The sequence below is a fragment of the Oceanobacillus sp. MO10714A genome (assembly GCF_037072045.1).
GTDB classification, from domain to species: Bacteria; Bacillota; Bacilli; order Bacillales; family Amphibacillaceae; genus Oceanobacillus; species Oceanobacillus indicireducens.
This window is the reverse complement of sequence record NZ_JAXHDC010000039.1, coordinates 1-14,382: the sequence shown is the minus strand read 5'-3', so window position 1 is coordinate 14,382 and position 14,382 is coordinate 1. Positions and strand designations below refer to the sequence as shown.

Sequence of the window (14,382 nt, the reverse complement as noted above, 5' to 3'; positions counted from 1 at the left end):
TAGAAAAAAGAGGCTTCTCAAAAGTTTGATCAACTTATGAGAAGCCTACTACTTTAATGTATCGAATGTTAGCCAATCATTCTCATTTAACTCAAAAACCCTTATATATCAAGATGTTAGACGGCTATCACATCATGCCGCCCATTCCACCCATACCGCCCATATCAGGCATTCCGCCGCCAGCGTTTTCTTCTGGCTGGTCAGCAACTACAGCTTCAGTAGTCAAGAACATAGCTGCTACAGATGCTGCGTTTTGTAGTGCAGAACGTGTAACTTTTGCAGGGTCTACGATACCAGCTTCAATCATGTTTACCCAGTCGTTTGTAGCTGCGTTGAAGCCGATGCCGTTTTCTTCGCCTTTCAAGCGCTCAACGACGATGGAGCCTTCAAGACCTGCGTTGTCTGCGATTTGACGAACTGGTTCTTCGATTGCGCGAAGTACGATATTAACACCAGTTGCTTCGTCACCTTCAAGCTCTAGTTCGTTAACTTTCTTGTAAACTTCAAGAAGTGCAGTACCTCCACCAGCAACAATTCCTTCTTCTACTGCTGCACGTGTAGAGTTCAGTGCGTCTTCGATACGAAGTTTACGTTCTTTCAATTCTGTTTCAGTTGCAGCTCCTACTTTAATTACTGCAACACCGCCTGCTAATTTCGCAAGACGCTCTTGTAGTTTTTCTTTATCGAATTCAGAAGTAGTTTCTTCTACTTGTGCACGGATTTGTGCTACGCGGCCTGCGATTTGGTCTGGGCTGCCAGAACCTTCAACGATTGTTGTGTTTTCTTTTGTAACAACAACCTTAGCAGCGCGTCCAAGTTGTTCGATTGTAGTGCTCTTCAAGTCAAGTCCTAAATCTTCTGTAATTACTTCACCACCAGTTAGTATAGCGATGTCTTCAAGCATTGCTTTACGACGGTCACCGAATCCTGGTGCTTTAACCGCAACTGCGTTAAATGTTCCGCGAAGTTTGTTCACAACTAATGTTGCTAGTGCTTCACCTTCTACATCTTCTGCGATAAGAAGTAATGGCTTGCCTTGTTGAACAACTTCTTCAAGAACTGGTAGTACTTCTTGGATGTTACTGATTTTCTTATCTGTAATTAGGATATATGGATCTTCTAGAACTGCTTCCATTTTATCTTGGTCTGTTACCATGTACGGGGAAGCATATCCGCGGTCAAATTGCATACCTTCTACAACGTCAAGCTCTGTATTGAAACCTCTTGACTCTTCAATCGTGATCACGCCGTCTTTCCCAACGCGCTCCATCGATTCAGCAATTAGCTCTCCTACTTCTTCATCGTTAGCAGAAATTGCTGCAACTTGTGCGATAGACTCTTTGTTCTCTACAGACTTGGAAACATTTTTTAATTCTTCTACTGCTGCTTGAACAGCTTTTTCAATACCGCGGCGGATACCTACTGGGTTTGCACCAGAAGTTACGTTTTTCAGTCCTTCGCGGATCATTGCTTGTGCAAGAACTGTAGCTGTTGTTGTACCGTCCCCTGCTACATCGTTCGTTTTAGATGCTACTTCAGATACGAGCTGTGCACCCATGTTTTCGAATGCATCTTCCAGTTCGATTTCTTTTGCGATTGTTACACCGTCGTTCGTGATTAGAGGTGCACCGAATTTCTTATCTAATACAACGTTACGTCCTTTTGGTCCAAGGGTAACTTTCACTGCATCTGCTAATGTATCTACCCCACGAGCTATTGCACGACGTGCGTCTTCACTAAATTTAATATCTTTTGCCATGGTTACATTTCCTCCCTAAATTCTATTATTAAAGGTTGTTCAAAAAGTCCGGTAAAAATGACACTTTGAGAAAAAGAGGTTCTACTAAAACCGTCCACGTCCCGTGCTAGTGTCGGTGTTGCAAAACGAATCGCATACTTAGCCGACCTCGGTCCTTTTATCCTCCTTTTTGAACACTCTATTGATATATGTTTTAAGTTTCTTAAGTATAAGTTAATTGAGTTATGAAATAACAGCTAGAATATCACTTTCTCGTAGAATCAAATATTCTTTCCCGCCGTATTTCACTTCTGTTCCAGCAAACTTAGAGAAAATAATGCGGTCTCCTTCAGACACTTCCAGTGCAATCTTTTCACCACTGTCTGTTACACGGCCAGAACCTACTGCTACTACATTACCTTCTTGTGGTTTTTCCTGTGCAGAGTCTGGAAGTACAATTCCGCTTGCTGTTGTTTCTTCTTGCTCTACAAGTTCGATAACAACACGATCTCCTAATGGTTTAATCATCTAGAACTCCTCCTTGATTCTAAAGTTTTTATATTTTTGTTAGCACTCACTTCGCTCGAGTGCTAACTCCAATTATTATAATAAGTAATAAGTCAAAAAAATGCAAGCGATGTATGTTTAATTTTTGTGATTTTCTATTTTTAACTGGAAAAGGAGCTGGAAATAGATATTAATAAGGATTTGAACATATAATTGGGTAAAGATAAGAATGTAATGGGACAAATGCTCTGACCCCATGTCCCGATTTATGTTAAAATACATTTATGTGAATTTATCACGGATTAACGGTCTGTAATAGCCCCACTTCTAAACATGAGGGAAACCCGATATGTGAAGGTGGGGGATAAACAGTCCGTAAATCCCTGATTCTGTTCAACCAACATTCAGGGGGTAAAGAACGCCCACTGAATGAAGTTTCACTTTATATAGAAGGAGTCGTTGGGTTTGCCGAAAAGATATTGGTATGTGATTGTGACGTATTTGGTTATGCAGTTTTCCGCCCTTCCGGTAGCGTTGTATATGGAATTATATTTCCCCGAAAGTTATTCACAAAATATGATTTATTGGTCGATTTTTAGTTTTACTGCTGGACTGCTCGTTACGTTATGGCTAATGAGGCCAGACATGAAAATGCCAGCACACCGGGATGCTTCCCCCGTTTCTTCCGTTATCCTTTGGTCCATATTTGGGGTGTTTCTAGCCTTCTTTGCTCAAACAATTGCAGCAATGATTGAAATCTTTATTTTCGGCATCCCAGCAGGATCGGAGAACACAATGGGGATTATGGAATATGCCCGGGCAAATATGCTCTTCATTTTGATTCCAGCAATTATTGCGCCAATCCTTGAAGAGATCATTTTTAGAAAGATTATTTTCGGTAGTCTCTATAAGCGCATGAACTTCTTTTTCGCCGCTATACTATCAGCACTCGTCTTTGCTGCTTTTCATGTAGACTTTTCCCATCTTCTTATGTATACAGCAATGGGACTCGTATTTGCTTTCCTTTATGTAAAAACAAAACGGATTATCGTTCCGATTATCGTCCATGCAGGGATGAACTCTTACGTTGTTTATAAGCAGTATAACTTAACACCAGAAGAAATCCAAAAAATGATTGATCAGCTTGAACAGTTGCAGACAATTTTGTTGAGCTGGGTATGAAAAAAAGCGGGATCCTGACGGACTATTCAAACGTCATCTCCCGCTTTTTTATTATATTTCATTTAACATCGTAATGATTTCATCCGTATCTTCAATCATTTCTTCCATTACCGTATAGCGTACAAGATATAAGTCCTCATCTTTAACGAAAATGCGGCCGATTTCTTCTTGATTTGGTTCTTTTGCATCCCCATCTACACGGAATTGGTACATGACTTCACTTTCCGTTGCATAGAGACGTTCAAAATCAAATTCTCCTGTTGTCATATCTTGTAAGCTTAGCTCCAGCACATCAATGAAATTCGCAAGCCCGCTTCGTTCATTACCATCTTCATAATAATCATAGGTGATGATTGCACTGTAATTCCCTAAGGTTTCCGCAACCGGAATGTATTCAGCGGTTGCTTCCCCTTCCGCTTCATCATAACCGGCAAGCATCCATTCTTCCTCATCAAAAGGAGTAGGAAGACTAGAAATTACTTCCACATAATCTCCAGTCATCTCAACCTCTTCTCTTTCCTCAGGCAGTGGATTGACTTCGAAGATTTCCGACTCATAAATTTTCCATTTACCGTCGTCTGGACGAAGAATATGTTCTCCTCTTGTTTCGTTGTTCTCGAAGTCGCCTGAATCTTTTTCAATCGTACGTTGTGTATAGTGGACGACAGCTTCATCCTCAGATTGTTCTTTCATCTCAAGATCTGCCAACTCGATATCCAATGAATACTCAAAGAACTCAGTGATCGTCTCCTTTGTTGATTCATAAGCAGGAGATTCCCCGTGAATTGTCTCCATATAACCGTCCAAGTCCTTTGCCATCAACGCTTCAACATTATCCTCAAGGACAGCAAAAAATACATCCTCCCCTGCTTCAACCTCTTGCTCTGATTCCGTTTCTTTCTCCTCTGTATTATTCGAGCAAGCTGCTAAAAACAGACAGGAGAGTAAAAGCAATACTCCTGTCCATATTTTACGATTCAACACGTTTTCCCACGCCCCTACTATTTTCTCCCGTTTCACTATCTTTCTTGTTTCTTTATCACGTATTAACGGTCTGTAATACCCCCACCTCTAAACATGAGGGAAGCCCAATATGTAAAGGGGATAAACAGTCCGTAAATACCTGATTCTGTTCAACTAACATTCAGTGGGAGGTAAGGAATTCCCCACTGAATAAAGTTTCACTTTATGTGTGCTCTATTTTGATTGCAATGGATAATGCTTCAAAAAGTAAACAAGTGCCTGTAGTTCAATCGCTAAATCGATATGATGAACGCGCACATCTTCCGGTACTGTAATACGAACAGGTGTGAAGTTCAAGATTCCTTCAATCCCTGCTTTAACTAATTTTTCTGTAATAACATCAGCTTCCGATACAGGTACAGTGAGGATCGCGACAGAGATTCCCTCAATTCTCTCCATCATTTCATCTATCCCGTAAACTGGAACACCCCCGACAATTTGACCGATTTTCTCTTCATCACTATCGAAGGCCATTTTGATTTGGATATTATTATTTTTCGTAAAGTTATAATTTAAAAAGGCGGTACCTAGATTACCGACACCGATTAAAGCAACCTCTGTCGTTTCATGTTGGTCGAGTGTACTGCGGAAAAATCCGAGCAAGTATTCGACATTATAGCCGTAACCTTTCTTTCCTAAAGCGCCGAAGTATGAAAAGTCACGACGGATTGTAGCGGAGTCAACTTTGATTGCTTCTGATAGTTCCTTTGAAGAAACCCGTTTTTTCCCTTGTCGATTCAGATTATTTAAATAGCGATAATATAACGGAAGCCGCTTTGCTGTTGCTTGTGGTATTTTGTTTTGTCTCATATCTGTTCCTCATTTCATTAATAACGATAATAATAGTTATACTTATGTCTATTCTACCAGAAAACGAGCGAAATGTCGTGATTATTTTCACATATAATTTCCTTCTTCTGCTTTTTGCGTTACAATACATATAATGGGGTGAATGTATGATTTTAATGCAAATGAATGGACTTTCGAAATCCTTTGGTTCGGAAACCATTTTATCAAATGTAAAACTTGAAATTAAAGATCTTGATCGAATAGCAATTGTTGGGAGAAACGGGGCTGGGAAATCTACTTTATTAAAAATAATGGCCGGCGAACTTTCTTATGATACCGGGGAACTTATTAAGCCGAAAGAACTTACTATCGGCTACCTTTCACAACATATGGAATTAAAATCCGGCAAGACAATCTGGAATGAGCTTGTCACCGTATTCGACCATTTAAAACAACAAGAAGAGAATTTACGGAAGATAGAAGAGAAATTGCAAGATACTGAGAAGCTTTCAAATGATGAATATCAAAGTTTACTATCAGAGTATGATCGCCTGCAGCACGCTTACGAGACCGGTGGCGGCTATACGTATGAAGCTGAGATTAAGGCAGTATTGAATGGACTCAATTTCCAGGACTATGATTACCATACAATGATTAGTGAACTTAGTGGCGGCCAAAAAACAAGGCTCGCTCTCGGCAAGCTGCTCCTGCAAAAGCCACAACTCCTGCTTCTTGATGAACCGACCAACCATTTAGATATTGAAACATTAGGCTGGCTCGAATCCTATTTAAGCGGGTATCCAGGAGCAGTTGTCATTGTTTCCCATGATCGCTACTTCCTTGATAAAACCGTATCCCTCGTCTATGAAATTTCAAGACATGAGACGAAGAAATATCACGGGACATATAGTAAATTTCTCGAACAAAAAGCAGCCGACTACGAACGGGAACGGAAAGAATTTGAAAAGCAGCAAACAGAAATTAAACGGATGGAAGATTTCGTCCAACGTAATATCGCCCGTGCCTCTACTACGAAACGGGCGCAAAGCAGACGGAAACAGCTTGAACGAATGGAACGGGTGAACAGACCGCTTGGAGACGAGGCTTCTATGTCCTTCTCTTTCGATATAGAAAGAAGAAGTGGAAATGATGTCTTGAAAATAGAAGACCTTTCCCTCCGCTATCCGGATGAAGATGAATATACCTTCAAGCAAGCAAACCTCCGCCTCACCCGCGGCGAACGGGTTGTCCTTATTGGACCGAACGGGGTTGGTAAAACGAGTTTACTTAAGATTCTTATCGGCAAGCTCCAGGCAACGAACGGGTCCTTTGAACTGGGGACAAATGTGAAAATCGGCTACTATGATCAGGAACAGGCGAATCTTTCCTCCAATAAAACAGTCCTGCAGGAATTATGGGATGAATACCCGCTTGTAATGGAAAAAGATATCCGCACGGTACTAGGCAATTTCTTATTTAGTGGAGATGACGTTTTAAAAACGGTCGATCAGTTAAGTGGTGGAGAGAAAGCGAGGCTCGCCCTGGCAAAACTAATGATGCAAAAGGCTAACCTGCTTATACTTGATGAGCCGACAAACCATCTGGACATCGACAGTAAGGAAGTGCTGGAAGCAGCATTAATGGACTATCCTGGTACAATCCTCTTTGTTTCCCATGACCGTTATTTCATTAATCGCATTACAGACCAAGTCGCGAAAATGAGCAAGAACGGGATTAAAGTATACCTAGGGGACTATGATTACTATCTTGAAAAAATAGAAGAAGAAAAAGAGTTCATTAAACTTTCCAAGGAAAAAACGGACAAGCCAAAGATCGATAACAGACGCAGGAGCTTTCAGGAAGAAAAACAGCTGCAAAGTGAGAACAGAAGAAAAGAAAGAAAAATAGCCCAGCTTGAAGTAGCAATTGAAGAAAAAGAATTGGATATCGCAAGGCTCGAGGAGGAAATGACGAAACCTGAAGTCTTCCAAGATCATGAAAAAGCATTAGAATTAACGAAAAAAGTTGATGGGATGAATCAAGAATTGGAAAAACTAATGGAAGAATGGGCCAATTTACAAGATGGATAGAAACTGGAGGTTGGCCTTATGACAATAGCAATAACGACACTTATTATTCTTATTTTAATTAACGCATTTTTTGCCGCTTCTGAAATTGCATTAATCGGATTGAATGATAATAAAGTAAAACAGCAAGCAGAAGCTGGGCATAAGAAATTTATCCTGTTATTTAATTTAATCTCTGAACCGAGCCGTTTTTTAAGCACGATTCAAATTGGGATTACAATGGCAGGCTTTCTTGCCAGTGCCTTTGCGGCCGATTTCTTCGCAGGCCCACTTACCGCATGGTTGAATACACTCGGTTTACCGCTTCCCTATTCGACATTAAACACCGTGAGTGTCATCCTGATTACGATGCTTTTATCTTACTTTACGCTCGTTCTCGGTGAACTTGTACCGAAGAAGCTTGCCCTGCAGAAATCGGAACAAATATCTCTTGCGGTGGCGAGACCATTGACCGGCTTATTTACGATTTTTTCTCCCCTTGTAAAATTCCTTACCTTTTCAACGAATGGGTTTGTTCGCCTCTTAGGTGCTGACCCGCATGCTAAGGATGAGGATATTACCGAGGAAGAGATTCGTATGATGGTCGATGTCGGGGGTGAACGTGGTACAATTCAACGGTTAGAAAAAGCGATGATTAACCGGATTTTTGAGTTCAATGATAAAAGTGTCTCAAATATCATTACCCACCGGATTGACATGGCAGCCCTACCAGTTGAGGCCACATTAGAGGAAACAATAAAGGAGATTAATGAGCACCCATACAGCAGATTACCTATTTATGATGGGGATGTGGATAACATTATCGGCATCCTGCATGTGAAAGACCTATTCCGCTATCTTGATCAATTCAGTCACACGGATTTTTCTTTAAAAAAAGTCATGCGGAAACCGTATTTCGTCATTGAAACACGCAAGATTGATGAATTGTTTGCCAGTATGAAAAAACAAAATATCCATATTGCGATTGTCCTCGATGAATACGGTGGGACAGAAGGTTTAGTAACGATCGAGGATATTATTGAAGAAATCGTCGGAGAAATTTCAAGTGAAGACATTCTTTTCCACACACAGTTAGGAGCAAACGAAGAATTCCAAGAAATCGGTACGAATGAGTATGTAGTTAAAGGTACAATCGGCTTATACCAATTGGATGAAATGCTTGCCATCGGATTACCAATTCATGAGTTTGATACATTAAATGGATTTCTTATCCATGAACTTGGACATATACCATCCTCTGATGAGGAAGTTGTCATCCCTTATAACAAAGCTGAATTTAAAGCGACGAAAATAGGTGAAAATCGGATTGAAGAAGTGTTTATTACGATGCAAACAACTACGAGAAAGAGTTAAAAAACAATTCTTCTTCGTTTTCCTGCCACCTATGAATTAAAAAATGAGCACTCTCTTGGAGAGTGCTCATTTTTTATTTAAATAAATAATCATTCTGTATCGTATATTCCACAGCAATCCGGTAAATGAGTCCCACTCCAAGCATTGTTGCCATCACGGAACTTCCACCATAACTAATGAGTGGCAATGGAATACCTGTTACTGGCATAACTCCGATTGTCATACCAATGTTCTGAAACACATGGACAAGTATCAAACTCAAGAAGCCAAAACAGAAATACGAAGCGAATGAAACAAACTTATACATATTTAAGCCCAGTGTTACGAGCTTATAAAGCAATAGAAAGTATAAAAGAATCACGAAAGAACCGCCAATAAATCCGAATGTCTCTCCGATGATGGAGAAAATAAAATCAGTCTGCGCTTCCGGATAATATACTTCTGCCCCACCAAGGCCTTTCCCTGTTAATTGTCCAGAACCAAGTCCCATATAGGCCCGGTCAAAATGCCAGTTGGCCGATTCAGTTGACTGGGTGGGATCAAACCACGTCAGAATACGGTCGATTTGATAATGTCTGCTCGGACCTGCAATCAATTTAGCTAGTGCCGGAAATTGTACGATAAAGATAAGTAAACCACTTAAAAATGTACCAACAATCGCTACTAGACTAAGAATGATCTTCCAGCTGATCCCAGCAAAAATGATCATCATCCCGAGAATGAATAAATAAACCATCGCTGTACCAAAGTCGGGTTGCAACATAATCAAGCCGACTGGAAGCAGCGTAACCCCAACCATTTTCAGTAAGAGCATCGTATCTGACTTTAACGTGCTCTCTTCAAATTTTTGCTTATGTTTACTAATCACAACCGATAAATATAATATCGTCGTCAATTTAACGAATTCAGCCGGTTGAATGGATACTCCTGGTATTACTGCGTTGAACCAGCTTTTCGCACCATTTACCGAATAAGCGATGGAAGATGGGCTCACATATAAAATAACTAATGCTAAAATACCAGCAGCATATATATATACGGCACCCTTATACAATTGTTCCATATCCAAAAATTGTACCGATACAGCAAACAGTAGTCCTACAGAGAACCAGACAATCTGCTTCATAACAAAATTCTCTTCTGCATATTGTTCAAACTGAGCTGCATTGTATATCGCAATAAGACTTGTCACCATAAATAAAACGATTAAAATCAATAAATCGGCTTGCACAAAGTAGGACTGTTTTTTTGTCATAGCTGCTTCACCATACTTCTTTTCTAAAATCTATCTTTCCCCAACTATTATCCACACACTTTTGAAAGAATAAAGTTGTTCACAATGGTCATCAACAAAGCCATCCACATTATCCACAAAAAATATGCTTTTTTATCCTGTTTTTATTCACAATACGAACAGCGTCATACAAAGGTTTCAACATTATATCCACAAGGCTGTGAATAAGAGCGAGTAAACTCCACAGTTATATAAGCTCGAGAGAGGGATTGGCGTTCAAATCAAGGCAGTCCCGCTTTCCTTGTTCAAAAGCAATGGTTCCTGCAGCAGCAATCATTGCAGCATTATCCGTACATAACGATAACGGTGGAATTAATAGTGGAATTTCTGCTCGTTCGAACTGGGTTTGCATTTCTGCACGCAAGCCACGGTTTGCTGCAACCCCGCCTGCGACAATTACTTGCTTCACGTTTTTTTCCTTGGCAGCACGCAATGTTTTTGTGGTTAACACTTCAATCACACTCGCCTGAAAGCTTGCTGCAATATCCTCTTTCTTTAATGTTTCTCCGCGTTGTTTCGCATTGTGAATCTTGTTGATAACAGCAGATTTTAATCCACTGAAACTGAAATCATAGCTGTCCTCACTGAGCCACGCCCGCGGGAAATCGATTGTTTCCTCCCCTAGAGCAGCTAACCGGTCGATCTCTGGCCCGCCTGGATATGGTAAATCCAACATTCTTGCAACCTTATCATAAGCTTCTCCAGCGGCGTCATCGAGTGTCTCGCCAATCAGTTTAAAATCGCCATGTTCCTTCATTAAAACAAGTTCTGTATGACCACCAGAAACGATTAAGGCAAGCAATGGAAATTCAAATTCCCGCTCGAATCGATTCGCATAAATATGTCCCGCAATATGCTGGACCCCGACTAAAGGCTTTTGTTTCGCAAAGGCAAGTGCTTTTGCAGTATTGACACCTACAAGCAAGGCACCGACAAGTCCAGGCCCTTCCGTTACTGCAATTGCATCAATATCCTCCCATTCCACTTTCGCTTCTTCAATCGCTTCTTCAAGTACCATCGTCATCTGTTCCACATGATGGCGAGAAGCTATCTCTGGGACAACTCCACCGAAACGTTTATGGCTTTCAATTTGAGAAGCAACAACGTCTGAAAGTATTTCCGTCCCATTCTTTACTAAAGCAACCGCAGTTTCGTCACAGCTCGTCTCGATACCTAAGATAATTTTATCATTTTTCATTTTAAACTCACCCACATTACAAGTGCATCTTCCTGATCATCTGTATAGTAATTCTTTCGGATGCCTCCAGGAAGAAGCCCGAATTTACGGTACATTTTTTGTGCCACTACATTGGAAACCCGCACTTCTAACGAAAGCTGCACGGCCCCAACACGAATTGCCGTCATCATCAGGTGATGGAATAATTGTTCACCTAGCTTCTTCCCGCGATACTCAGGTAGAATAGCAATATTTGTGATTTGTGCCTCATCAATGACAATCCACATCCCGGCATAACCGATAACCTCACCATCATAATCGACAACAAAATATAAAGCATGCCTATTATCTGTTAATTCATGATAAAAGATATCCGATGTCCAAGGAACAGGAAAGGAAGATTTCTCTACTTCCAGTACACCGGGTACGTCTTCAATTTCCATTTTTCGTATCGTAATTTTAGTCATTGCTTTCTTTTTCCTTTTGTTGTTTTAACCAGTTCGCTTCCGCCTCGGCCAAACGTAAGTAATTCGGTGCAAGTCCATGAATATTATCCGGCTCCATCGTCATACTTGCAAGGCCAAGATGGGCTGGATTAGTTATATGGTAAGGACCTTCTGGAATCACAGCTAGCTCGCCCATTGTTTCTATAATTTGTTCTTTAAATGCCGAAACATCTGGACTTAAAAATAATACAGATTTACCTTTTTCCTTTAAATCTTCCAGGATATTTACAAATGGGGTGTTCTGATCAGGAACGGGATTCGTTATGTTTCCGCCCTCCCATTCATAAATTCCTGTATAAACAAGCCCCCTGCGCGCATCAAAAAACGGGCAAACTAACCCGTCAAAAAAACGCCCCTGGTAACTGAGTGCCTCTAGACTTGAAACACCAACAACAGGAGTCCCAAGCGCCCAGGCAAGTGTCTTTGCCGTTGTTAGGCCAATTCGTACTCCAGTGTAAGAGCCCGGACCTTTCGCAACGGCTATCCGGTCTAATTCTTCGACACGCATCCCCACTTCTGCCATCAACTTATCAATTGCTGGCATTAACCGAACCGAGTGGTTTTTCGTCAAATTTGTCATGATTTGCCCAATCACCTGATCGTTTTTCATGATGGCAACGCCGAGGACATGATTTGATGTATCAATGACAAGTAAATTCATATTTTGGTTACCCCTAATCCTTCATCTCATGTAAGATGCTACTATAATGATCACCAAACGCTTTTAACTTCAATTTCCTTGTTTGGTCATCATCCGTATATTCAATATTAATTTCCAAGCGTTCTTCAGGTAAATAGTCTTCAATAAACTTCGCCCATTCAACAACAGAAACGCCGTCACCATGAAAGTATTCCGAAAATCCGATATCTTCATCTGAATCTTCCAACCGGTATACATCCATATGATATAAAGGAATTCTTCCCTTATATTGCTTAACGATTGTAAATGTAGGACTGTTTACATTACGTGTAATCCCAAGTCCTTTTGCCAACCCTTTAGTAAAAGTTGTTTTTCCAGAGCCCAACTCACCTTCTAAGGTAAGTGTATCACCTGGTCGTAAAAAATTAGCGAGCTTCATCGCAATCTTTTCTGTTTCTTCATGGGAATGGGCAATTAATTCTACCACACTCAAATGTTCCACCTACTTTAAATGTGTATATCCTTCTTTTTGCAACTTGGTCATATTCCCGTTCTTCTTAAGATATACAGCATGCTCATCTTTATTAATCACATGACCAATTTCAGTCACTTGAAGATTTAATTTTTCCGCTACCTGTTGAACTGTCTGCCAATCCTTTTTTGCAACCGTACCGACAAGTTCAAAATCTTCCCCACCAAAATACTTCCACTTTTCCTGAAGTCCCATGGGAAATGCAGCAAGCCCGGGATGAACGGGTATTTTTTTATCATCCAAGATAATCGAAACATGAGACGCTTCAGCAATCTCATAAGCCTCATTGCCAAGACCATCGCTTATATCATTTAATGCTAATCGCTTTATACTCCCAAGCGAACTAGCAAAAGCTATCCTAGGAACAGGAAGTTGATGTCTGTTAATGAAATACTGCCTATGGACACTCTCCAAGTCATGTTGCAAAATATATAAACCTGCCTGGGAATCACCTAACGTTCCTGTGACAAATACAATATCATCCACTTCCGCCAGATTTCTATATCTGGCTTTCCCCTGTTCGATTTGACCAATAACTGTAACAGATAAAACAAGCTCATTACCCGATACCGTATCACCGCCAATTAAATCAGCATTATAACGATCAGCCAAATGTTTCATTCCATTAAATATTTCACTCAGCTTCGACTCTTTCATTCTGTGCGGTACAACAATCGAAACTAAATAATACATAGGTAACGCGCCCATTGCGGCAAGATCACTGAAATTTGCAGCCAACGCACGGTAACCTAATCGAAAAAGATCCGTCGTTTTTTCCGTAAAATGAACTCCTTCAACAAATGTATCTACAGAAATTGCAAGCTCCCCGGCTGCCTCACGGAAAACAGCGGTATCGTCTCCAATCCCCCGTTGCAAGGATGCTTGCTTGTATGTTTTTTGTTTTTGTTTAATCGCTTCTATTAAGGAAAACTCGTCCATAGCCTTCACCTTTTCATCTATTTACATTATCTATCATAGCAAAATACGATGTAAAAAGAAATATTCGAGATGTTTCTTACGCCCTCATTAACGATATATTTTCGATAAATTACTTAAAAACAAAAAAACAAGATTTCTTATTCGAAATCCTGTGCAAATAAACTATGTGTAATGGCGGTCCGGACGGGACTCGAACCCGCGACCTCCTGCGTGACAGGCAGGCATTCTAACCAACTGAACTACCGGACCCTAATTTTATTTTTTTAAAAAATTAAATGTTATTTGGTTGCGGGGGCAGGATTTGAACCTGCGACCTTTGGGTTATGAGCCCAACGAGCTACCGGACTGCTCCACCCCGCGATAATAGAAAATATGCAATTGTGATTCATGCATAATAAAGGAATAAAGGACTGTTCGTCGTGTCTTGGGATAATTCGGAGAAGCTTACACTCCTCACAAAGCCTATTCAGAGATGTTTCTCGATGATGTTACGGCTTTGCTCCACCCCGCGATAATAGAAAATATGCAATTATGATTCATGCATAATAATTAAAATCTGCCTGGCAACGTCCTACTCTTGCAGAGACAAAGTCTCAACTACCATCGGCGCTGGAA

Annotated in this window: 13 protein-coding genes and 2 tRNA genes; 3 read left to right on the top strand and 12 right to left on the bottom strand. The window is 40.6% G+C overall.

The genetic code is table 11. From position 1 onward, the window contains the following. Window positions 1-127 precede the first annotated feature (127 nt). A complete protein-coding gene (gene groL / locus SPD53_RS15440; RefSeq protein WP_156856927.1) occupies window positions 128-1,759 on the bottom strand; it encodes a chaperonin GroEL in 1,632 nt (543 codons plus the stop codon). Between the two features lie 222 nt (window positions 1,760-1,981). Further along, window positions 1,982-2,266: a co-chaperone GroES gene (gene groES, locus SPD53_RS15435; RefSeq protein ID WP_156856926.1), complete on the bottom strand. Its 285-nt coding sequence runs from the start codon at window positions 2,264-2,266 to the stop codon at window positions 1,982-1,984. A 444-nt stretch (window positions 2,267-2,710) separates the two neighbouring features. Between groES and SPD53_RS15430 the strand changes: the two genes are divergently transcribed. Next, a complete protein-coding gene (locus SPD53_RS15430; protein WP_156856925.1) occupies window positions 2,711-3,427 on the top strand; it encodes a CPBP family intramembrane glutamic endopeptidase in 717 nt (238 codons plus the stop codon). A 51-nt stretch (window positions 3,428-3,478) separates the two neighbouring features. Here SPD53_RS15430 and SPD53_RS15425 read toward each other — a convergent pair whose 3' ends face one another. Together SPD53_RS15425 and SPD53_RS15420 are read right to left on the bottom strand one after the other, a co-directional pair. Beyond that, on the bottom strand, window positions 3,479-4,447 hold the full coding sequence (locus SPD53_RS15425; RefSeq protein ID WP_336253091.1) for a hypothetical protein: 969 nt from the start codon (window positions 4,445-4,447) through the stop codon (window positions 3,479-3,481). Between the two features lie 177 nt (window positions 4,448-4,624). After that, on the bottom strand, window positions 4,625-5,260 hold the full coding sequence (locus SPD53_RS15420) for a redox-sensing transcriptional repressor Rex (RefSeq protein WP_336253090.1): 636 nt from the start codon (window positions 5,258-5,260) through the stop codon (window positions 4,625-4,627). 146 nt (window positions 5,261-5,406) lie between these two features. Here SPD53_RS15420 and SPD53_RS15415 point away from each other — a divergent pair, with 146 nt between their 5' ends. Beyond that, on the top strand, window positions 5,407-7,329 hold the full coding sequence (locus SPD53_RS15415) for an ABC-F family ATP-binding cassette domain-containing protein (RefSeq protein WP_156856922.1): 1,923 nt from the start codon (window positions 5,407-5,409) through the stop codon (window positions 7,327-7,329). Window positions 7,330-7,347: 18 nt separating this feature from the next. Further along, window positions 7,348-8,679: a hemolysin family protein gene (locus SPD53_RS15410; protein WP_188856917.1), complete on the top strand. Its 1,332-nt coding sequence runs from the start codon at window positions 7,348-7,350 to the stop codon at window positions 8,677-8,679. Window positions 8,680-8,752: 73 nt separating this feature from the next. Here the strand turns inward: SPD53_RS15410 and SPD53_RS15405 are convergent, their stop codons facing one another. From SPD53_RS15405 to SPD53_RS15370, 8 genes are all read right to left on the bottom strand, one after another. Beyond that, window positions 8,753-9,934 (bottom strand): FtsW/RodA/SpoVE family cell cycle protein, encoded by a 1,182-nt coding sequence (locus tag SPD53_RS15405; RefSeq protein ID WP_156856920.1) that lies wholly within the window; start codon window positions 9,932-9,934, stop codon window positions 8,753-8,755. Between the two features lie 226 nt (window positions 9,935-10,160). After that, a complete protein-coding gene (gene tsaD, locus SPD53_RS15400; protein ID WP_156856919.1) occupies window positions 10,161-11,171 on the bottom strand; it encodes a tRNA (adenosine(37)-N6)-threonylcarbamoyltransferase complex transferase subunit TsaD in 1,011 nt (336 codons plus the stop codon). Next, entirely contained in the window at window positions 11,168-11,617 is a 450-nt protein-coding gene (rimI, locus tag SPD53_RS15395) for a ribosomal protein S18-alanine N-acetyltransferase (protein ID WP_156856918.1), read from the bottom strand. The genes tsaD and rimI overlap by 4 nt, the downstream gene beginning before the upstream one ends. Further along, the gene (gene tsaB / locus SPD53_RS15390; RefSeq protein ID WP_156856917.1) at window positions 11,610-12,317 is read right to left on the bottom strand and encodes a tRNA (adenosine(37)-N6)-threonylcarbamoyltransferase complex dimerization subunit type 1 TsaB; all 708 of its coding nucleotides are present in this window, start codon (window positions 12,315-12,317) and stop codon (window positions 11,610-11,612) included. The genes rimI and tsaB overlap by 8 nt, the downstream gene beginning before the upstream one ends. A 13-nt stretch (window positions 12,318-12,330) precedes the next feature. Then, window positions 12,331-12,735, bottom strand: a complete 405-nt coding sequence (tsaE, locus tag SPD53_RS15385) for a tRNA (adenosine(37)-N6)-threonylcarbamoyltransferase complex ATPase subunit type 1 TsaE (protein ID WP_370459774.1) — start codon at window positions 12,733-12,735, stop codon at window positions 12,331-12,333. Window positions 12,736-12,798: 63 nt separating this feature from the next. Further along, on the bottom strand, window positions 12,799-13,767 hold the full coding sequence (gene thiL, locus SPD53_RS15380; RefSeq protein WP_336253089.1) for a thiamine-phosphate kinase: 969 nt from the start codon (window positions 13,765-13,767) through the stop codon (window positions 12,799-12,801). 172 nt (window positions 13,768-13,939) lie between these two features. Further along, a tRNA-Asp gene (locus SPD53_RS15375) sits at window positions 13,940-14,016 on the bottom strand. A 34-nt stretch (window positions 14,017-14,050) separates the two neighbouring features. Further along, window positions 14,051-14,127 (bottom strand) — tRNA-Met (locus tag SPD53_RS15370). Window positions 14,128-14,382 lie beyond the last annotated feature (255 nt).